Raw genomic sequence first — 18,011 nt, forward strand, 5'->3', positions numbered from 1 at the left:
GGGATGTCGAGGGCGGTCAGGCGGCGTGTCGCGGGAGGGCTTTGACGAATTCGTCGGTGGTGAGGATGCCGTGGGCGTAGGTGGGGGCGTTGAGTTCGAACGTCGCGTGCATCTCCTCGGGCCGGAAGGAGGCGATGGCGTCCTTGACGAGGGTGACGTGGTAGCCGAGTTCCTGGCCGAAGCGGGCCGTGGTGTCGATGCAGGTGTTGGCGCGCATGCCGATCAGCACGATGCGGGAGATGCGGTGCTGCTTGAGCTGGAGGTCGAGGTCGGTGTTGGCGAAGCCGCTGGCGGACCAGTGCTCGGCCACGACGATCTCGCCGTCCCGCGGCTGGAAGTCGGGGTGGAACGTGCCGCCCCACGAGCCCTTCTCGAAGATCTTCCCCTGCGCGGTCCCGGCCTGGGAGGCGGACAGGTGGGCCCAGTCGGCGTAGTCGCCGGGCGCGGTGCGGTGGTGGGGGACGAAGAAGGTGCGGATGCCGGCTTCGCGGGTGGCGGCGAGTACCTGGCGCATGTGGTCGAGCAGGTTCACGGCCTCGGCCACCTGCTTCGCGCGCGGCCACAGTTTCCCGCCCTCGGACAGGAAGTCGTTGTACGGATCGACCAGCAGGAGGGCGGTGCGGGAGCTGTCGTAGCCGTCGGTGGTCATGATCTGTACCTCGCATCTGGCTCTGGTGTATGTCGTGTCACGCGATGTCGTGCCACGACATGTGGTGTCACTCGATGTGGTGTCACTCGATGTCGGTGGCGGTTCCGGCGGGCAGCCAGCGGAACCGGTTGCGGATGTCGGCCGGAGCGGCGGCGATGCGGCGCTCGATGGCGTCGCGGCCTTCGTGGAAGTGGTGCCAGCCTTCGTAGTGGACGGGTATGGCGGTGCGGGGGCGCAGGAGACGGCAGAGGTCCACGGCCTGGGCCGCGGTCATGGTGTAGCGGACGGGGCCGGTGATCGGGAAGCGCACGCCGCCCAGATGCAGCAACGCGGTGTCCACGGTCAGCCGTTCGGCGACCTGCCGCAGGCCGTCGTACAGGACGGTGTCCCCGGAGATCCACAGTGCGCCGTGCCGCTGCCCTTCCCAGGTGAGGGCGAAGCCGGTCACCTGCCCGGTGAGCGGCCGGGACAGCGGTGGGCCGTGGCGGGCGGGTGTGGCGGTGACGTCGATGGCGGGGCGGCCCGGGGCGTGCAGGCGGGTCGCGGCCCACGGCGTCAGGCCACGGGCGTTGCCGCCGAGCCGCCGGGCGCCGGCCGGGGTGGTCAGGACGACGTCCGCCGTCCCCAGCAGCGCACGGCCGGCGGTGTCGAGGTTGTCACCGTGATGGTCGTGACTGAGCAGGACGGCATCGATGGGCGGCAGGTCCGCCGGGGCGAGGGCGGGACCGGTCCGCTTGTGCGAGGAGGTGCCCCAGCCGAAGGCGTAGCGCCGGCCCGGCGGGTCGAAGGTCGGGTCGGTCAGCAGTCGCCAGCCACCGGTCTCGATCAGCGTGGTCGGGCCGCCGATGTGGGTGATGCGCAGGTCGCTCATGAGGGTGTCCTTCCGGGCCCGGGACGAGCGACGCTCGTCCCGGGCCGGGCGGCGATGGCTCAGGCGTGGGCGACGATGGCTCAAGCATGGGCCGGGCGGCGAGGGCTCAGACGTGGACGGCGTTGACTCAGGCGTGGGCGAGAGCCCAGTCCAGGGCGTGGTCGGCGACCTCCTGCCAGCCGTCCTGGGCGGGCATCAGGTGGGAGCGGCCGGGGAACACCGTGACCTCGGTGACGGTGCCGTCGGCCTTGTAGTGCTTGGCGTTGGACTGCTGCACCTTGGGCGGCATGAGGTGGTCGTGCTCACCGGAGCAGAACAGCAGCGGCGCCCGGCCGGCGTTGTGGTAATCGACGTAGGTGTCGGAGTGTCCGGGGTGGATGTTGGCCAGCGCGCTGCCCCACACGATGCTGCCCGGTGCGGGGATGTGGTAGCGCTCGTAGGTGGCGCGGGCCTGGTCGTCGGGGAAGGTGTTGGTGAAGGCGTAGCGCCAGTGGTCGTAGTCGAAACCGACCGCGCGGTGGCGGTTGGCCGGGCTCTTCAGCACCGGGAAGGTGGAGCGGACCTGGGACAGCGGTACGACGGCCACGCCCTCGGTGGGTGCGGAGTTGATGGCCACTCCGGCGGCGCCGTAGCCGCGGTCGAGCAGGATCTGGGTGAACGCGCCGCCGGCCGAGTGCCCCATGATGACCGGCGGGCGGTCCAGCTCGGTGAGGATCTTCTCCAGGGCGGAGATGATGGCGGGCACGGTCAAGGTCTCGATGGGACTCGGGTCGGCGTTGAGAGCCTCGACCTCCACCTCGAAGCCGGGGTAGGCCGGGGCGATGACGCGAAAGCCCTTGCTCCGGTAGTGGGTGATCCAGTTCTCCCAGGCCCGTGGTGTCACCCAGAAGCCGTGGACGAGGACGATCGTGTCGGGTTGCATCGGTGCGCTCCTCAACGGGTGGCCAGGTAGGCGGCCTGGATCTGCCGGACCACGACGTCCGGGTGCGACATCATCACGACGTGGGACGAGCCCCTCACCTCGACGGTGCGGCTGTGGGCGCGCTCGGCCATGAAGCGCTGCACGGCGGCCGGTATGACGTTGTCGTTCGTGGGGATGACGTACCAGGACGGCAGGCTCTTCCAGGCCGGTTCGCCACTGGTGCCGGCCAGCCCTCCGACGCTGCCGGGACGCTGGGCGGCGGCCATCAGCCGCGTCTGGGAGCAGGGCAGGTCGGCGGCGAACACCTCGCGGAACTTCGCCGGGTCGATGTATCCGTCCTGTCCGGTGCCGCCGTCGGGCAGCGGGTAGTCACGGGGGACCAATGCGGTCGGCAGCTTGCTGCCGGGGAACTTCGAGGCCAGTTGCAGCGCGCTCTCGCCCTGGTCGGGCGCGAACGCGGCGACGTACACGAGGGCCTTGACGTTGGCATGGCCGCGTGCGGCGTTGGTGATCACCTCACCGCCGTACGAGTGTCCGACCAGGATGACCGGGCCTTCGATCGTGTCGAGAATGCTGGAGACGTAGGCCGAGTCGCCGCTCAGGTCGCGCAGGGGGTTCGCGGGGGCGATGACCGGGTAGCCGGCCTTCTGCAGTTGGTCGATGGTCTGGTACCAGCCGGAGGCGTCGGCGAAGACGCCGTGGACGAGGACCACGGTGGGCTTGGGACCGCTCGTTTCCGCTGCGCTGGCGGAGACGGGTGCGACAGCCGCACCGGTGCCGAGAACGAGGGCACCGGCGAGCAGGCCGGCGCTGAGGACACGGCGGCCGGGCCGCCGTCGGGTGGGGTTCATCGAGTGGGCTCCTGGGGTCGGGTGGTCCGCGGCGGTGCTGCCGCCGGGACAGGGGTGGTCTGGTCCTCAGGTCCTCAGGAGTTGAGGAAGTCCAGCAGGTCGGCGCTGAGCTGTTCCTTGTGGGTGTCGGTGATGCCGTGCGGGGCGCCCGGGTAGACCTTCAGGGTCGCGTTCTTGATCCGGGCGGCCGACGCCTTGCCACCGACGTCGAAGGGCACGACCTGGTCGTCGTCGCCGTGGACGACCAGCGTGGGTACGTCGATGGCGTCCAGGTCGGCGCGGAAGTCGGTCGCGGAGAACGCGGCCACGCACTCGTAGGCCCCGCGGTGACCGGCTTGGAGGCTCTGGCGCCAGAAGGCGTCGCGGATGCCCTGCGAGACGTCGGCGCCGGGGCGGTTGTTGCCGAAGAACGGCCCGTCGGCCAGGTCGCGGTAGAGCTGGGAGCGGTCGGCGAGGGAACCGGCGCGGATCGCGTCGAAGTTCTCGACCGGGACCCCGCCGGGGTTGTCGTCGGTCTTGAGCATGAACGGCGGGACGGAGGAGACGAGCGCGACCTGGGCGAGGCGAGAGGTGCCGTGCCGGCCGACGTAGCGGGCGACCTCGCCGCCGCCGGTGGAGAACCCGACCAGGGTGACGTCACGCAGGTCGAGGGTGTCGATCAGGGTGGCGAGGTCGTCGGCGTAGGTGTTCATCTCGTTGCCGTTCCACGTCTGGTCGGAGCGGCCGTGGCCACGCCGGTCGTGGGCGATGACCCGGTAGCCGTGGGTGGCCAGGAACAGCTGCTGTGCCTCCCAGCTGTCGGAGTTCAGCGGCCAGCCGTGGCTGAGGACGACCGGGCGGCCCGTACCCCAGTCCTTGTAGTAGATCTGGGCGCCGTCGGATGCGGTGACGAAGGGCATGGGAATCCTCTTGTCTCAAGGGGTTTTCCTGCCCTCCGAGCATCGGCCGGGTGGAGGGGAGCCCGCACCACGTACAGCACGTAGTACTGACCGCGGTCTCTCGTCCGCCGATCGCTGTCTCTCGTCCGCCGACCGCTATCTCTCGTCCGCTGACCGCTATCTCTCGTCCAATGCCTGGGTGAGTTGCCGTCTGGAGGTCACGTCCAGCTTCCGGAACACCTTGCGCAGGTGGTAGTCGACCGTGTTGGCGCTGATGAACAACTGAGCGGCGATCTCGGCGTTCGTCGCCCCGGACCGGGCGAGCCGGGCGATGGTGAGTTCCTGGGCCGTCAGCCCGTCCTTCGGACCGGCATGCCCGTGGGGGACCTGCTCGCCGGTGGCGGCAAGCTCCTGAGCGGTCCGCGCGGCGTACCCCGCGGCCCCCATGCCTTCGAACAGCGCCAGGGCGGCCCGCAACGGTTCACGGGCGTCCTTGCGGCGCTTGCGCCGGCGCAGCCACTCGCCGTACAGCAGATGGGCGAGGGCAAGGTCGGATCGGGCCCGGGTCCCGGAGAGCACCTCGATCGCCCCGCGGTAGAGGGGTTCGGCCTCCGCGACGGGGGCCAGCAGGGCCTGCGAACGCGCCAGCAGCCCGCGGGCCCACGGTGTGCCGGCCGCGGTGGCGCGCCTGCTCAGGGTGTCCAGGGCGGTACTGGCCAGCAGCCGGTCCCCGGAGCGCGCGGCGGCCTCCACGAGCTGCGGCAGCAGCCGGGAATGGAGGCGGGTCGTGTCGTGGTCGACGAGGTCGCGGACGATCGCGCTCGCCGCGCCGTAGTCACCCCGGCCGGAGCCCAGCACGGCCATCCCGATACGGGCGATGGACTCGACCAAGCCGATGCCCAGCCGGGCCGCGGACTCCATCGAGCCGCGCAGGACGGGTTCGAGGTCGTCGCCCCCACGCCAGGCGAGGAGTTCGGGATACCGGTAGATCGCCCAGACCTCGTCGTTCGCGCCCATCGCGGCCCGGATCTGGTTGCCCTCCGTCTGCAGGTCGTCGGCTTCCGCCAGCTGTCCCAGGTTCGTCGCGCACAGAGTCGCGCAGTACAGGGCGGTGTCCAGATGCCACAAGGCGCCGCTCCGCCGGGCGGAGTCGATGGCCCGGTGGATGACCGCCGTCTGCGTCGGCTCGTCCCAGAGGATCGTGCTCAGCGTCACGCAGGGCAGATAGCCGCGCAGGACGACTTCGTCCGGGGTACGCGGATCCAGCAACATGGCGCATGCCCGGCGGATCCGGGAAATCGCCGACTCGTAGCCGTCCGAGATGAGTGCGGCGAAGGCGTGCAGTACGGCCTCCAGCACCGTGTCCTCGTTCCTGCGGCCGAGCTGGCGGGTGATCGTCCGGGCGATCTCGTCCACCGTCGTGCGCTGCATGAGGTGTTCCGCGGCGATCGCGCGCTCGACGGCACGCATCAAGGCGTCCCGGGCGAGATCCGGCGCCTGCTCGCCGAAGGCCACGGCGGCATCCAGGCACATGCCGGGCGCCTGCGCGAAGGAGTCGGCCTCGCCCATGGCCATGAGCACATGCGCACGCACCAGTTGGGCCCTGCCCCGGCTGACGTCGTCGAGTGAGCTCAGGGTGAGGGCGTCGAGCAGTGTCCTGGCCTGCTGCGGCGCCCCCGAGGTCAGAGCCGCCTCGGACGCCGCGAGCAGCCGGCCGGCGCGGCGGTCGCCCTGGGGGGTCAACTCGGCCGCGCGTGTGAGGAACGTGGCGCGGGCGGCGTGACCGCCGCGGGCGCCCGCCCGGTCGGCCGAGCGTTCGACTTCGGCGGCGACCTCCTCGTCGGGTATCACGCAGGCGGCGGCCAGGTGCCACGCTCGGCGATCGACGTCCGAGGGGCGCCGGGTGACCTCGGCGAGGGCACGGTGGACCTGCCGTCGCCGCACGCTCGTCGTTCCGCCGTACACCGCCGACCGCACCAGCGGATGGCGGAAGCGTGCCGTCGCGCCCACCGTCACCAGCCGCGCCGTCTCGGCCGACGAGGGCGCGTCGGGCCCGAGGCCCAGCAGGCCGGCGGCGCCCTCGATGCCGGTGAGGTCCCCGCCGGGTTCCGCCGCGGCGATCACCAGCCAGGTCTGCGTCGCTTCCGGCAGCGCCCGCACCTGCCGCAGGTAGTGCTCCTCCAGCCGGCTGCCCACGGGCAGCGGTTCGGGCAGCGCGAGGCCACCGGAGAGCTGTTCGGCGGACAGCTCCTGGCCCAGGTCGGTCAGGGCCAGCGGGTTGGCGCCCGTCGCGGCGACGATGCGCGCGGCCACCCGGGAGTCCAGCGGTCCGGACACCACCGACCTCAGCAGGTCCAGCGCGTCCGCCTCTCGCAGACCGGCGACCTCGGTGACCGGCAGATCCGCCGGTACGTCGAACCCCGTCCGGGCGGCGAAGAGCAGACCGACGCCCTCGGCATGCACCCTGCGGGCCACGAACGTCAGGACGCCGAGCGACTCCTGATCCAGCCACTGGAGGTCGTCGACACAGCACAGCACCGGACGCTCCTTGGCCGTCTCCGCCAGGAACGTGAGCGTGGCGAGTCCGACCAGAAAGCGATCGGCGGCCCGGCCGTCCGACAGTCCACAGGCCACCCTGAGGGCTTGGTGCTGGGCGGCGGGCAGCGCGCCCGGCTCCTTCAGGTCGTCCAGGAGGGGCACGAGCATCCGGTGCAGAGCCGCGAAGGCGAAACCGGCCTCGGCCTCCACGCCGACGACGCGCAGCACCCGAAGGTCGGCCGCTTCGGAGGCCGTGTGGTCGAGCAGCACGGACTTGCCGATACCGGCATCACCCCGCAGTACGGTGACGCCGCTCATGCCCTCGCGCAACTGCGCCAGCAGGTGCGCGAGTTCCGCGCGCTCCTCGAATCGGCCCTTGACGCTCATGTCATGCACCCTTTGCCGTGTATCAGGTCATCCAAGGCGACGGGCCGGCCGACTCGCTGTCGCTCGCTGTCGCTGGCTTTCGGAGCGGCCGGCCGCTGTGAGGCAATGGTTCGGAGCGGCCGGCCGCTGTGAAGCAATGGTTCTGTGAAGCAATGGTGAGGAGCATGGCACGGGCCGAAGTCATCTTCCGCGTACCGCCGTGCGGTGCGCCTCCGCACCTTCGCAACGCTCATCGTCCCCATCAGGGACACCAGTTCCGACCCGCGAAAAAGCGTGAACCCGTGGGGCAAGAGGGTTCACCAGAACTTCACCGCCTTCGAGGACGGAGCCGGACCCTTCCCTTTGCCGTAGCAGCTGCCTGAGCGGGCTACCGAGCCGGGCGAACACACCTCCCTGCCGCCGTAGGGCAGATCACTCGGATACGGGCGTCGCGCGCGGCGACGGAGCGTGAAGCGAGCGCTCGCGTCCCAGAGCCGGCCGCGCCGTGCTGCCTGCCGGGCCGGCCGCATCCGCGTGGTAGCGCCCGCCGGCATCATCATGTGCTGCATGTGACGCTGGACCGTACGCCGGTTCAGCCCCATTTCACTGGCGATCGCCTTGTCCGCGACGCCCGCCATGAGCAGCGAGAGCAGCCGGCGATCGGTCTCGGAGAGCGGTCCGCCGTCAGACCTGCCGCCTCGAGCACGCGGGCACCTCCGGTGTCTGTGCCCATTCCGCCGCCGGTCGGGCTAGGTCGTTGACATTTCCGGTATGAGTCCCTTCACATGCACGTGCCACCGACTGCTCTGCCGACCCGTTCTCATCGCCCCGGAAGGCACGGCCGGTCCGTCCTGTCCGGGGTCAGCGCAGCGCGTCGATGGCCTTCACGATCAGCGCGCGGGCGTCGGCCCCGTACACGGCCATGCCGCGCAACTGCTCGAACGCCTCCACGTACAGGGCGATCTCCGAGGGCTGGGTGACGCTCACCTCGGCGGACACCAACTCGACCGATACGAGACGCTCGTCGTAGACGTGGAAGGTCTCCTCAGGCCAGCGCGTCCGCCGGGCCGTCATCGGGATGATGCCGAGGGACACCGCGGGCAGCGCGCCTGCGGTGAGCAGGTAGCCCAACTGGGCGGCCATCGCCTCCGGGTCGGCGACCTGGTAGTACAGCACCGCCTCCTCGATGACGACGACGAAGCGGTGCCCCTGCTCGTGGATGATGCGAGACCGTTCGACGCGGGCTCGTGCGGCCTCCGCGCTGTCGTCGGTCTCCACGTCGTGGATGCCGGCCGCCATGTGGAGGACGGCGAGCGCGTAGCCCTCGGTCTGCAGGAGTCCGGGCACCAGGCCGGAGGAATAGACCCGGAAGTGTTCGGTCGCGCGGAAGGCTTTGCCGCGGCTCTCCTGGACATGGCGAAGACCCGCGCGGACCTGGTCGCGCCACTGCCGGTACATCGACTCGGCGTTGATGGACTGGACGACCAGATCCTGCGCCTGGTCGTCGGCGTGGGCGGCCGTGCACCAATGGCGGATGTCCGTGGCGGACGGGCCGGTGAGGGCGTTCTCGATGCGGCTCGTCTTGGAGTAGTGCCAGCCGCACGCGGCAGCCAATTGCACGACCGTCAGGCCGGCTTCCTTACGGAGGTCGCGCAGCCGGTGGGCGACGGCTTCACGGGCGGCCTGGGCGGAAGAGGACGGCGAGGCGGGCATGAGCTGGCTGCCGGTGCTTTCTGGTCAGTGGATCCGGTACTGGTCGTGCGGGGTGGCGCGGTCCCAGACGGCGTCGAAGGCTTCCGCGCACAGCTTGACGGCGCCCGGGTCGTCGGAGATGTCGTGACCGACAAGGGCGCCGTCTCCGGAGAAGTATCCCCACCGGACGAGACGGTCGTCGAACAGCCAGAAGTCATTGCCGGGCAGGGCGATCGTGCCGGCCTGCCGGCGCGGCAGCCAACGGACCTGTTCGCCCGCCGCGACGTTGACGACGGTGGAGGCGTGCTCGTAGCGGATGTAGTCGGTGACCGGCTCGGACACGATGCGGGCCCGGCGGACGACGACGCCGCGCGCGGCGGCCCGGGAGACGAGGCCGACCCACGGCGCCCAGCCGGGCGAGGCCGGGTCGGTGTCGACGTGCCCGGTCTCCAGCCACTCGCGGAAGTCGTCGGCTTCGGCGGCCACGCCGTAGTGGTCGCGCATCTCAAGGTGCACGGCAGAGCGCGTGCACTCGTTCATCAGGTCAGCAATGGTCGGGGTGCTCGATGACATCGCACGCCTCCCGGATCATGTGCACCATCCTGGCGGGGATACGGATCACGGCCTCGTCGTCCGGGATGCCCACCGCGTGACCGGGGACCTCGAACGCCGCGCACTCCGCTTCGAGTTCGGGGCCCGGCTTCCATCCCTGGAGGACGAGTTCGTTCTTCTCCTGGTCGACCCACACGGTCGGCGAGTCTCCTGTCTTGGTGTCGGGGTCGATCCCGACGAACCGTAGCGGCACGCCTGCCTCCATCCATGTGATGTGCAGTTCTTTGCGTCACCGTGGCTCGTCCGGCGCACACGGTCAAGGGCGTAAACGCGTCAGCTCACCAGGCCGCAACAGCATTCCGCAAAGATCTGCACATCGCTGGTCGTGCCGCACACCTCACTCCTAGCGTCGGTGGATATGACGAACCCCGGCGAGGCGACGGGCCTCCCCGGGCGCGGTCAACGCCACGTGAGGAGCGTCGACATGGGCCAGAGCAGAACCATCCCGGCCGTGCCCGCGGCAGCCGAGTACAAGGCGCTGCTGGAGCACTGCGCCACCTGCCGCGCCTGCCACAGGAACACCGCCGTCGCATGCCCCGAGGCGGGCCGGTTGCGCCGCGCATGGTCGACGGCCCGCCGCGCGGAGAGCGGGGGTGTCCGCCGATGATCTGCACACGCTGCGACCAACCCATCGGCCCCGACGAGCGGTACGTGACCGTCCACCACTTCGCCCCGACCGGCCCCGGCATCACCGCCACCGTGCACGAGGAACGCTGCCGTCCCCTCCCCCAGCAGACCTGCCCGGTACGACCGGCCGCACGGCCTCGACGCCGCGACTGACCCTCTGGCCCTCGGCGCCACCGACGAGCCGGCACCGAGCGTGGCCCCGACCGGCCGCCGATCCGGCCGGGGCCGCTCGATGTCTTGACCGTCTGCCTTTCGGGCGAGCAGCGGGCGAGCAGGCGATCTCTGTCGTGTCGTTCCACGGGCCGTCAGCCCGGGAGGTGCATAGTCGGCGCAGGTGAAATCGTTCCTGCACCGACCAGCGGTGGTGGGGCGGGTGGGACTCGAACCCACGGCCGACGGATTATGAGTCCGCTGCTCTAACCGGCTGAGCTACCGCCCCATAGCGGCGTGTCGCGTACAAGTGTGCGCGCCGTCTGCCGCAGCATAGCCGCTCATACGATCTCCTGCTTCGGATGGTCGGCTTCCGCTCGGCTTCCTGACCTTGAGACTTCCGGCCGCGCGCCGTGGTTCCCGGGGACATGAAAAAGGACCCCCAAGGGGTCCTCTTCACTGCGCTCCCCCGACTGGACTCGAACCAGTAACCTGCCGGTTAACAGCCGGCTGCTCTGCCAATTGAGCTACGGAGGACCGAAGCTCCCCCGACTGGACTCGAACCAGTAACCTGCCGGTTAACAGCCGGCTGCTCTGCCAATTGAGCTACGGAGGATCGCCTCGTTGCATCGAACGCACCTACCTGGGTATTCGCCAGGGGGCGGGCGCTCGCTGCGACACATACATTAGCGCAAGCAGGGGGGTGCTCCGCCAATCGGTATCCCCAGGCCCCGACGCCGCACCACAGACCTACGCAAGGGAAGGGTGGCCGCCATGCGCTACCGGCTCACGTTCTTCGCCGGACTGGCACTCGGTTACGTGCTCGGCACCAGGGCCGGACGCGAGCGCTACGAGCAGCTGAAGAAGTCCGCCCGCCGGATCGCCGAGAACCCCGCGGTGCGCAACACCGCCGAGACCGCCGCCCAGCAGGGCCGCGTCTACGCCGGCAAGGCCTTCCACACCGTCAGTGACAAGGTCGGCGACCGCGTCCCCGAGTCCGTCGCCCAGCGCGTCCGCTCCCTGCGCAACCTGAACGGCACCCCGGAGGACGACTGGGGCACCAGCAACACGTAGGGGAACTTTCGGCGCCGGACAGACGGGCAGCCGGCGAGGTGACCGTCCCCGGACTCCCGCACGCGCCGCGATGCTGCAAAATTCTCCGTATGGGGATAGTCGCCGGCTTGGACAGCTCGTCCGATTTCACTCGCATCGTGGTCTGCGACACGGACACCGGTGCCGTACTACGGCAGGGATACGCACCGCACCCGGTCGAGGCGCCGGACGGCGCACCGCGGCCGAGTGACGTGGATCCGCAGGCCTGGCTGCTGTCCCTGGGCGAGGCCGCCGGGGGCGGCCTGCTGGAGGGTGTGCAGGCCATCGGCGTCTCCTCGCAGCAGAACGCGGTGGTCCCGCTCGACGCGCAGGGCAACACGGTGCGCCCGGCGATGACCGGCGGTGACAAGCGGACGCAGATCGCGGCGGCCGACCTGGTCGACGCGCTGGGCGGCCGGGAGGCCTGGGCGCAGGCGGTCGGCTGTGTGCCGCAGGCCGCGCAGCCGGTGACCAAGCTGCGCTGGCTCGCGAAGAACGAACCCGAGAACGCCGGCCGGACCGCGGTGCTGCTCCAGGCCCACGACTGGCTCGTGTGGCAGCTGCTCGGGCGGCCCGTGCGCCGTACGACGGATCGCGGCGGCGCCTCGGGCACCGGGTACTGGTCCGCGGCCACCGGCGGCTACCGGCCCGACCTGGTCGAGCTGGCCCTCGGGCACCAGGCGATGCTGCCCGAGGTGATCGGCCCGGCCGAGGCGGCCGGTACGACGCCGGAGGGGCTGCTGATCTCCGCCGGCACCGGGGAGACCATGGCCGCCGCGTTCGGGCTGGGCATCGGGCTCGGCGACGCGGTCGTCTCGCTCGGGGCGTCCGGGTCGGTGATGGCCGTGCACCCGGAGCCGCTCGCCGACCAGTCCGGGATGATCACCTCGCTCGCCGACGCCACCGGCATGCACCTGCCGGTCGTCACCACCCTGAACGCCGTGCGCACCCTGCGCGGCACCGCCGAACTGCTCGGCCTGCCCGATCTGGAGAGCCTGTCCGAGCTGGCGATGAAGTCCACGCCGGGCTCGCACGGGCTGGTCATGCTCCCCTATCTGGAGGGTGAGCGGACGCCGAACCTCCCGCACACGGCCGGCACGATCGCCGGGCTGCGGCGGGAGTCGATGCGGCCGGAACATCTGGCGCGGGCCGCGTTCGAGGGCATGCTGTGCGGGCTCGGGGACGCGCTGGACGTGCTGCGCGGGCGGGGCGTGGACGTGCGGCGGATCTTCCTGCTGGGCCCGGCCGCCGAGCTGCCCGCCGTGCAGGCCGCGGCGCCCTCGCTGTTCGCGGCGCAGGTCGTCGTACCGCAGCCCGCCGACTACACGGCGATCGGTGCGGCCCGGCAGGCGGCCTGGGCGCTCGGGGTGTCGCAGGGCACGCTCGATCCGCGCACCCCGCCGGCCTGGCAGGGCCCGGTCGCGCAGGTGCTGGAGCCGGGTGAGGAGCTGCCCGTGGGCCAGGCGGTGCGCCAGCAGTTCACGGCGGTGCGTGAGCAGACCCATCCGGGGGCGTTCCAGGGTTAGGGAACACCGGGAACACCGGGGAAGCACATAAGGGGCATTACGTCGTAAACGCGTTGGATTCAGACCGCACCCGTAAGGCCTTACGAATATCCGCTGTTGGGTTAATCGGTTGAGGTAACGCCGGTGGAGTGTCCGACGATAGGGGCCAGGGGCACACCTGCCCCCACCGCCGACTCCGAGAGACGTAGCGTGCTCATACGACTTCTGCGGACCTATCTCAGGCCCTACAAGAAACCCATCGCACTTCTGGTGCTGCTGCAGTTCCTGCAGACCTGCGCCACCCTCTACCTGCCCAACCTGAACGCACGCATCATCGACAACGGTGTCGTGAAGGGTGACACGGGTTACATCGTGTCCTCCGGTGCCGTGATGATCGGCATCTCGCTGTTCCAGGTCGTGTGCAACATCGGTGCCGTCTACTACGGCGCCCGGACCGCCTCCGCGCTCGGCCGGGACCTGCGCGGCGCGGTCTTCGACCGGGTGCAGTCCTTCTCCTCGCGTGAGGTGGGTCACTTCGGGGCACCCTCGCTCATCACCCGGACGACGAACGACGTCCAGCAGGTCCAGATGCTGGTCCTGCTGTCGTTCACGCTGATGGTGTCGGCACCCATCATGTGCGTCGGCGGCATCGTGCTGGCCCTCGGTCTGGACGTGCCGCTGTCCGGGGTGCTCGTCGCCGTCGTCCCGGTGCTCGGCATCTGCGTGACGCTGATCGTGCGCCGGCTGCGGCCGCTGTTCCGCAGCATGCAGGTCCGTCTGGACACGGTGAACCGGGTGCTGCGCGAGCAGATCACCGGCAACCGGGTGATCCGCGCCTTCGTCCGGGACGAGTACGAGCAGGGCCGGTTCGGGAAGGCCAACGCCGAGCTGACCGAGATGCAGCTGGCCACCGGCCGGATGCTCGCGCTGATGTTCCCGATCGTGATGACGGTGGTGAACCTGTCGTCCATCGCGGTGGTGTGGTTCGGCGCGCACCGCATCGACAGCGGCGGGATGCGCATCGGCGACCTGACCGCGTTCCTCGCCTATCTGATGCAGATCGTCATGTCCGTGATGATGGCCACCTTCATGTTCATGATGGTGCCGCGCGCCGAGGTGTGCGCCGAGCGCATCGAAGAGGTGCTGGACACCGAGTCGAGCGTGGTGCCGCCGCTCGCGCCGGTCACCGAGCTGCGCCGGCACGGGCATCTGGAGATCCGCGGCGCGGGCTTCCGCTATCCGGGGGCCGAGGAGCCGGTGCTGAAGTCCATCGGTCTGGAGGCCCGGCCCGGTGAGACGACCGCGGTGATCGGCTCGACCGGCAGCGGCAAGTCGACCCTGCTGGGGCTGGTGCCGCGGCTGTTCGACGCCACCGAGGGCGAGGTGCTGGTGGACGGCACCGACGTCCGGGAGGTCGAGCCGCGCCTGCTCGCCAGGACCGTCGGACTGGTGCCGCAGAAGCCGTACCTGTTCGCCGGCACCGTCGCCACCAACCTGCGCTACGGCAATCCGGACGCCACCGACGAGGAACTGTGGCACGCGCTCCAGGTCGCGCAGGCCAAGGACTTCGTGAGCAAGCTGGAGGGGGGTCTCAACGCACCGATCGCGCAGGGCGGCACGAACGTGTCCGGCGGCCAGCGCCAGCGCCTCGCGATCGCGCGCACGCTCGTCCAGCGCCCGGAGATCTACCTCTTCGACGACTCCTTCTCCGCGCTCGACTACGCCACGGACGCGGCGCTGCGCGCGGCGCTCGCCGAGGAGACCGCCGAGGCCACCGTGGTGATCGTCGCGCAGCGCGTGGCGACCATCCGGGACGCCGACCGGATCATCGTCCTGGACGAGGGCCGGGTGGTCGGCTCCGGCCGGCACCACGAACTGATGGCCGGCAACGAGACCTACCGGGAGATCGTCCTCTCCCAGCTCACGGAAGCGGAGGCTGCCTGATGGCCGGGCCCATGGGACGCATGATGGCCGGGGGCGGCCCCGACCAGCGCTCGATGGACTTCAAGGGGTCGGGCAAACGGCTCGTCGCCCAGTTCAGGCCCGAACGGGTCACCATCTACGCCCTGCTGCTGTGCGTGGTCGTCAGCGTGGCCCTGAACGTGATCGGCCCGAAGATCCTCGGCAAGGCCACCGACCTGGTGTTCGCCGGGATCATCGGCCGGCAGATGCCGGCCGGGGCCACCAAGGAGCAGGTGCTCGACTCGATGCGCGCGCGGGGCCAGGGCTCCGTCGCGGACATGCTCAGGAGCACCGACTTCACGCCCGGCAAGGGCATCGACTTCGGCGCCGTCGGCGACGTCCTGCTGCTCGCGCTGGTCACGTTCCTGGTCGCCGGTCTGCTGATGGCGGTGGCGACGCGGCTGGTCAACCGGGCCGTGAACCGCACGATGTACCGGCTGCGGGAGTCCGTGCAGGGCAAGCTGTCGCGGCTGCCGCTGTCGTACTTCGACAAGCGCCAGCGCGGCGAGGTGCTCTCCCGGGCGACCAACGACATCGACAACATCGGGCAGACGCTCCAGCAGTCGATGGGCCAGCTGATCAACTCGCTGCTGACGATCATCGGCGTGCTCGCGATGATGTTCTACGTCTCCTGGATCCTGGCGCTGGTCGCGCTGGTGACCGTGCCGCTGTCGTTCCTGGTGGCGACCCGGATCGGCAAGCGGTCGCAGCCGCACTTCGTGCAGCAGTGGCGCTCCACGGGCACGCTGAACGCGCACATCGAGGAGATGTACACCGGGCACACCCTGGTGAAGGTGTTCGGGCGGCAGGACGAGTCGGCGAAGCAGTTCGCCGAGCAGAACGACGCGCTGTACGAGGCCGCGTTCAAGGCGCAGTTCAACAGCGGGGTGATGCAGCCGCTGATGATGTTCGTGTCGAACCTGAACTACGTGCTGGTGGCGGTCGTCGGTGGCCTCAGGGTCGCGTCGGGCGCGCTGTCCATCGGTGACGTGCAGGCCTTCATCCAGTACTCGCGGCAGTTCTCGATGCCGCTGACGCAGGTCGCGTCGATGGCGAACCTGGTCCAGTCGGGTGTCGCCTCGGCCGAGCGGGTCTTCGAACTCCTGGACGCGGAGGAGCAGGAGGCGGATCCGGTACCGGGCGAGCGGCCGGCCGAACTGCGCGGGCGGGTGGCGCTGGAGAACGTGTCCTTCCGGTACGACCCGGAGAAGCCGCTGATCGAGGACCTCTCCCTGAAGGTCGAACCCGGCCACACGGTCGCGATCGTCGGCCCGACCGGCGCGGGCAAGACCACGCTGGTCAACCTGCTGATGCGGTTCTACGACGTCTCCGGCGGGCGGATCACCCTGGACGGCGTGGACATCCGCAGGATGTCCCGGGACGAACTGCGTTCGGGGATCGGCATGGTGCTGCAGGACACCTGGCTGTTCGGCGGCAGCATCGCGGACAACATCGCGTACGGTGCCTCGCGTGAGGTCACCCGGGGTGAGATCGAGGAGGCCGCGCGGGCCGCGCACGCCGACCGGTTCATCCGCACCCTGCCCGACGGCTACGACACCGTGATCGACGACGAGGGCACGGGGGTCAGCGCCGGTGAGAAGCAGCTCATCACGATCGCGCGGGCGTTCCTGTCCGACCCGGTGATCCTGGTGCTGGACGAGGCGACGTCCTCCGTCGACACGCGTACCGAGGTGCTGATCCAGAAGGCCATGGCCAAACTCGCCCACGGCCGGACCTCGTTCGTCATCGCCCACCGCCTCTCCACCATCCGGGACGCCGACACGATCCTGGTCATGGAGAACGGCTCGATCGTCGAACAGGGCGCGCATGCGGAGCTGTTGGCGGCGGACGGAGCGTACGCCCGCCTGTACAAGGCCCAGTTCGCGCAGGCTGTGGCCGAGGTGGACTGACCTTCACCATCACTGACTCCGGATGAGGGGGGTCGCTCACTTCCGTTGAGCGACCCCCTTTTCAGTCCAGATAACCGCGCAGCTGGTCCGCGTACGCGTGATCGCGAAGCTTGTTCAGGGTCTTGGACTCGATCTGGCGTATCCGTTCCCGGGTCACGCCGAAGAGGCGGCCTATCTCCTCCAGGGTGCGCGGACGCCCGTCGGCGAGGCCGTACCGCAGTTGGACCACCTTGCGTTCACGCTCACCGAGAGTGGAGAGCACCGCCTCCAGATGCTGCCGCAGCAGCAGGAACGCGGCGGACTCGACAGGGCTCGCCGCGTCCCCGTCCTCGATGAGATCACCGAGGGCGACGTCGTCCTCCTCGCCGACCGGCGCGTGCAGGGACACCGGTTCCTGGGCGAGCCGCAGCACCTCGCAGACCCGCTCGGGCGGCAGCTCCAGGTGGGCGGCGACTTCCTCAGGGGTGGGTTCGTAGCCGCGTTCCTGCAGCATGCGGCGCTGGACGCGGACGACCCGGTTGATCAGTTCCACGACGTGCACCGGCACACGGATGGTGCGGGCCTGGTCGGCGAGGGCGCGGGACATGGCCTGCCGGATCCACCAGGTGGCGTACGTGGAGAACTTGTAGCCGCGCGCGTAGTCGAACTTCTCCACCGCGCGGATCAGCCCGAGGTTGCCCTCCTGGACCAGGTCGAGCATGGTCAGGCCGCGGCCGACGTACCGCTTGGCGACGGAGACCACGAGCCGCAGGTTGGCCTCGATGAGGCGGCGCTTGGCCATCCGGCCCAGGACGACGAGCCGGTCCAGGTCGAGCGCGAGATGGCTGTCGAGGTCGGGGGTGCTGGTCAGCTTCTCCTCGGCGAACAGGCCGGCCTCGACCCGGCGGGCGAGTTCGACCTCCTCGGCGGCGGTGAGCAGCGGGATGCGGCCTATCTCACGCAGGTACTGGCGGAACAGGTCCGAGGTGGGGGTGCCGGTGTCCCCACGCGCGGCGGCCGGTGTCCCGGCGGGTTCCGGGGCCTCGTCGGACGCGCCGGGCGCACCCGGCTCGTCGGGGTCCTCCGCCAGCGCCTCGGCGGGCGGCTCCGCGGGTTCGTCGGCCGGTTCACGGCCCTGGTCGAGGACCTGTTCGCGGCCCTGTTCGTGACCCTGGTCGAGGCCCTGCTCGTGGCCCGGCTCCGGGCCGGACTCGGGGTGGTGGAGGGCACGGCCCTGCGGGGGGACGGCGGCCAGGACGTCGGAGTCCTCGTCCGGCTCGTCGGCGGTGGCGCTGGTGGTGCTGTCGTTTTGGGTGAGGGTCTGGGTCTGCACGGGGGCGACCTCCAGGAGGATCGCTGCTCAAGGTGTGCGGCAGCGGCACGAGGGGGCGGAGAGTCGACGGCCTG

General features: G+C 70.4%; 17 protein-coding genes and 3 tRNA genes. 6 read left to right on the top strand and 14 right to left on the bottom strand.

Annotated features, from left to right (window positions below; translation table 11 throughout):
• Positions 1 to 16 precede the first annotated feature (16 nt).
• From ACGFYV_RS13215 to ACGFYV_RS13260, 10 genes are all read right to left on the bottom strand, one after another.
• On the bottom strand, positions 17 to 649 hold the full coding sequence (locus ACGFYV_RS13215) for an isochorismatase family cysteine hydrolase (RefSeq protein ID WP_393878466.1): 633 nt from the start codon (positions 647 to 649) through the stop codon (positions 17 to 19).
• 82 nt (positions 650 to 731) lie between these two features.
• Entirely contained in the window at positions 732 to 1,520 is a 789-nt protein-coding gene (locus tag ACGFYV_RS13220; protein WP_393878467.1) for an MBL fold metallo-hydrolase, read from the bottom strand.
• Between the two features lie 127 nt (positions 1,521 to 1,647).
• Complete coding sequence (locus ACGFYV_RS13225) at positions 1,648 to 2,442, bottom strand: alpha/beta hydrolase (RefSeq protein ID WP_393878468.1); 795 nt, start codon at positions 2,440 to 2,442, stop codon at positions 1,648 to 1,650.
• 11 nt (positions 2,443 to 2,453) lie between these two features.
• Positions 2,454 to 3,293 carry an alpha/beta fold hydrolase gene (locus ACGFYV_RS13230; RefSeq protein WP_393878469.1) on the bottom strand — a complete coding sequence of 280 codons (840 nt, stop codon included), beginning with the start codon at positions 3,291 to 3,293 and terminating at the stop codon, positions 2,454 to 2,456.
• A gap of 74 nt (positions 3,294 to 3,367) precedes the next feature.
• Positions 3,368 to 4,192 carry an alpha/beta fold hydrolase gene (locus tag ACGFYV_RS13235; protein ID WP_393878470.1) on the bottom strand — a complete coding sequence of 275 codons (825 nt, stop codon included), beginning with the start codon at positions 4,190 to 4,192 and terminating at the stop codon, positions 3,368 to 3,370.
• Between the two features lie 156 nt (positions 4,193 to 4,348).
• Positions 4,349 to 7,096 carry an AAA family ATPase gene (locus ACGFYV_RS13240; RefSeq protein WP_393878471.1) on the bottom strand — a complete coding sequence of 916 codons (2,748 nt, stop codon included), beginning with the start codon at positions 7,094 to 7,096 and terminating at the stop codon, positions 4,349 to 4,351.
• 296 nt (positions 7,097 to 7,392) lie between these two features.
• The gene (locus tag ACGFYV_RS13245; protein WP_393878472.1) at positions 7,393 to 7,713 is read right to left on the bottom strand and encodes a hypothetical protein; all 321 of its coding nucleotides are present in this window, start codon (positions 7,711 to 7,713) and stop codon (positions 7,393 to 7,395) included.
• A gap of 223 nt (positions 7,714 to 7,936) precedes the next feature.
• Entirely contained in the window at positions 7,937 to 8,788 is an 852-nt protein-coding gene (locus tag ACGFYV_RS13250; RefSeq protein WP_393878473.1) for a helix-turn-helix domain-containing protein, read from the bottom strand.
• A 24-nt stretch (positions 8,789 to 8,812) separates the two neighbouring features.
• On the bottom strand, positions 8,813 to 9,340 hold the full coding sequence (locus ACGFYV_RS13255; protein ID WP_393878474.1) for a DUF6879 family protein: 528 nt from the start codon (positions 9,338 to 9,340) through the stop codon (positions 8,813 to 8,815).
• Positions 9,312 to 9,572 carry a hypothetical protein gene (locus tag ACGFYV_RS13260; RefSeq protein WP_393878475.1) on the bottom strand — a complete coding sequence of 87 codons (261 nt, stop codon included), beginning with the start codon at positions 9,570 to 9,572 and terminating at the stop codon, positions 9,312 to 9,314. Before ACGFYV_RS13260 ends, ACGFYV_RS13255 begins: the two co-directional genes overlap by 29 nt.
• Positions 9,573 to 9,803: 231 nt before the next feature.
• On the opposite strand from ACGFYV_RS13260, the gene ACGFYV_RS13265 reads away from it, so the two are divergent.
• The gene (locus ACGFYV_RS13265; protein WP_393878476.1) at positions 9,804 to 9,986 is read left to right on the top strand and encodes a hypothetical protein; all 183 of its coding nucleotides are present in this window, start codon (positions 9,804 to 9,806) and stop codon (positions 9,984 to 9,986) included.
• On the top strand, positions 9,983 to 10,159 hold the full coding sequence (locus ACGFYV_RS13270) for a hypothetical protein (protein WP_393878477.1): 177 nt from the start codon (positions 9,983 to 9,985) through the stop codon (positions 10,157 to 10,159). Before ACGFYV_RS13265 ends, ACGFYV_RS13270 begins: the two co-directional genes overlap by 4 nt.
• Positions 10,160 to 10,368: 209 nt before the next feature.
• Here the strand turns inward: ACGFYV_RS13270 and ACGFYV_RS13275 are convergent.
• From ACGFYV_RS13275 to ACGFYV_RS13285, 3 genes are all read right to left on the bottom strand, one after another.
• Positions 10,369 to 10,445: transfer RNA gene (locus tag ACGFYV_RS13275), tRNA-Ile, on the bottom strand.
• Between the two features lie 175 nt (positions 10,446 to 10,620).
• Positions 10,621 to 10,693 (bottom strand) — tRNA-Asn (locus ACGFYV_RS13280).
• A 6-nt stretch (positions 10,694 to 10,699) separates the two neighbouring features.
• Positions 10,700 to 10,772: transfer RNA gene (locus tag ACGFYV_RS13285), tRNA-Asn, on the bottom strand.
• Positions 10,773 to 10,930: 158 nt separating this feature from the next.
• Between ACGFYV_RS13285 and ACGFYV_RS13290 the strand changes: the two genes are divergently transcribed.
• From ACGFYV_RS13290 to ACGFYV_RS13305, 4 genes are all read left to right on the top strand, one after another.
• The gene (locus ACGFYV_RS13290; RefSeq protein WP_393878478.1) at positions 10,931 to 11,230 is read left to right on the top strand and encodes a YtxH domain-containing protein; all 300 of its coding nucleotides are present in this window, start codon (positions 10,931 to 10,933) and stop codon (positions 11,228 to 11,230) included.
• Between the two features lie 89 nt (positions 11,231 to 11,319).
• The gene (locus ACGFYV_RS13295; protein ID WP_393878479.1) at positions 11,320 to 12,774 is read left to right on the top strand and encodes an FGGY-family carbohydrate kinase; all 1,455 of its coding nucleotides are present in this window, start codon (positions 11,320 to 11,322) and stop codon (positions 12,772 to 12,774) included.
• Positions 12,775 to 12,963: 189 nt separating this feature from the next.
• On the top strand, positions 12,964 to 14,697 hold the full coding sequence (locus tag ACGFYV_RS13300; RefSeq protein WP_393878480.1) for an ABC transporter ATP-binding protein: 1,734 nt from the start codon (positions 12,964 to 12,966) through the stop codon (positions 14,695 to 14,697).
• On the top strand, positions 14,697 to 16,625 hold the full coding sequence (locus tag ACGFYV_RS13305) for an ABC transporter ATP-binding protein (RefSeq protein ID WP_393878481.1): 1,929 nt from the start codon (positions 14,697 to 14,699) through the stop codon (positions 16,623 to 16,625). Before ACGFYV_RS13300 ends, ACGFYV_RS13305 begins: the two co-directional genes overlap by 1 nt.
• A gap of 61 nt (positions 16,626 to 16,686) precedes the next feature.
• Here ACGFYV_RS13305 and ACGFYV_RS13310 read toward each other — a convergent pair whose 3' ends face one another.
• Positions 16,687 to 17,958 (bottom strand): sigma-70 family RNA polymerase sigma factor, encoded by a 1,272-nt coding sequence (locus ACGFYV_RS13310; RefSeq protein WP_393878631.1) that lies wholly within the window; start codon positions 17,956 to 17,958, stop codon positions 16,687 to 16,689.
• Between the last annotated feature and the right edge of the window lie 53 nt (positions 17,959 to 18,011).

The organism is Streptomyces sp. NPDC048297 (assembly GCF_043201585.1).
In the GTDB taxonomy this organism is placed as follows: domain Bacteria; phylum Actinomycetota; class Actinomycetes; order Streptomycetales; family Streptomycetaceae; genus Streptomyces.

Excerpts from the sequence above, each read along its gene's own strand:
- ACGFYV_RS13215 (WP_393878466.1), bottom strand. The coding sequence starts at position 649 with ATGACCACCGACGGCTACGACAGCTCCCGCACCGCCCTCCTGCTGGTC.
- ACGFYV_RS13220 (WP_393878467.1), bottom strand. The coding sequence starts at position 1,520 with ATGAGCGACCTGCGCATCACCCACATCGGCGGCCCGACCACGCTGATC.
- ACGFYV_RS13225 (WP_393878468.1), bottom strand. The coding sequence starts at position 2,442 with ATGCAACCCGACACGATCGTCCTCGTCCACGGCTTCTGGGTGACACCA.
- ACGFYV_RS13230 (WP_393878469.1), bottom strand. The coding sequence starts at position 3,293 with ATGAACCCCACCCGACGGCGGCCCGGCCGCCGTGTCCTCAGCGCCGGC.
- ACGFYV_RS13235 (WP_393878470.1), bottom strand. The coding sequence starts at position 4,192 with ATGCCCTTCGTCACCGCATCCGACGGCGCCCAGATCTACTACAAGGAC.
- ACGFYV_RS13240 (WP_393878471.1), bottom strand. The coding sequence starts at position 7,096 with ATGAGCGTCAAGGGCCGATTCGAGGAGCGCGCGGAACTCGCGCACCTG.
- ACGFYV_RS13245 (WP_393878472.1), bottom strand. The coding sequence starts at position 7,713 with ATGGCGGGCGTCGCGGACAAGGCGATCGCCAGTGAAATGGGGCTGAAC.
- ACGFYV_RS13250 (WP_393878473.1), bottom strand. The coding sequence starts at position 8,788 with ATGCCCGCCTCGCCGTCCTCTTCCGCCCAGGCCGCCCGTGAAGCCGTC.
- ACGFYV_RS13255 (WP_393878474.1), bottom strand. The coding sequence starts at position 9,340 with ATGTCATCGAGCACCCCGACCATTGCTGACCTGATGAACGAGTGCACG.
- ACGFYV_RS13265 (WP_393878476.1), top strand. The coding sequence starts at position 9,804 with ATGGGCCAGAGCAGAACCATCCCGGCCGTGCCCGCGGCAGCCGAGTAC.
- ACGFYV_RS13270 (WP_393878477.1), top strand. The coding sequence starts at position 9,983 with ATGATCTGCACACGCTGCGACCAACCCATCGGCCCCGACGAGCGGTAC.
- ACGFYV_RS13290 (WP_393878478.1), top strand. The coding sequence starts at position 10,931 with ATGCGCTACCGGCTCACGTTCTTCGCCGGACTGGCACTCGGTTACGTG.
- ACGFYV_RS13295 (WP_393878479.1), top strand. The coding sequence starts at position 11,320 with ATGGGGATAGTCGCCGGCTTGGACAGCTCGTCCGATTTCACTCGCATC.
- ACGFYV_RS13305 (WP_393878481.1), top strand. The coding sequence starts at position 14,697 with ATGGCCGGGCCCATGGGACGCATGATGGCCGGGGGCGGCCCCGACCAG.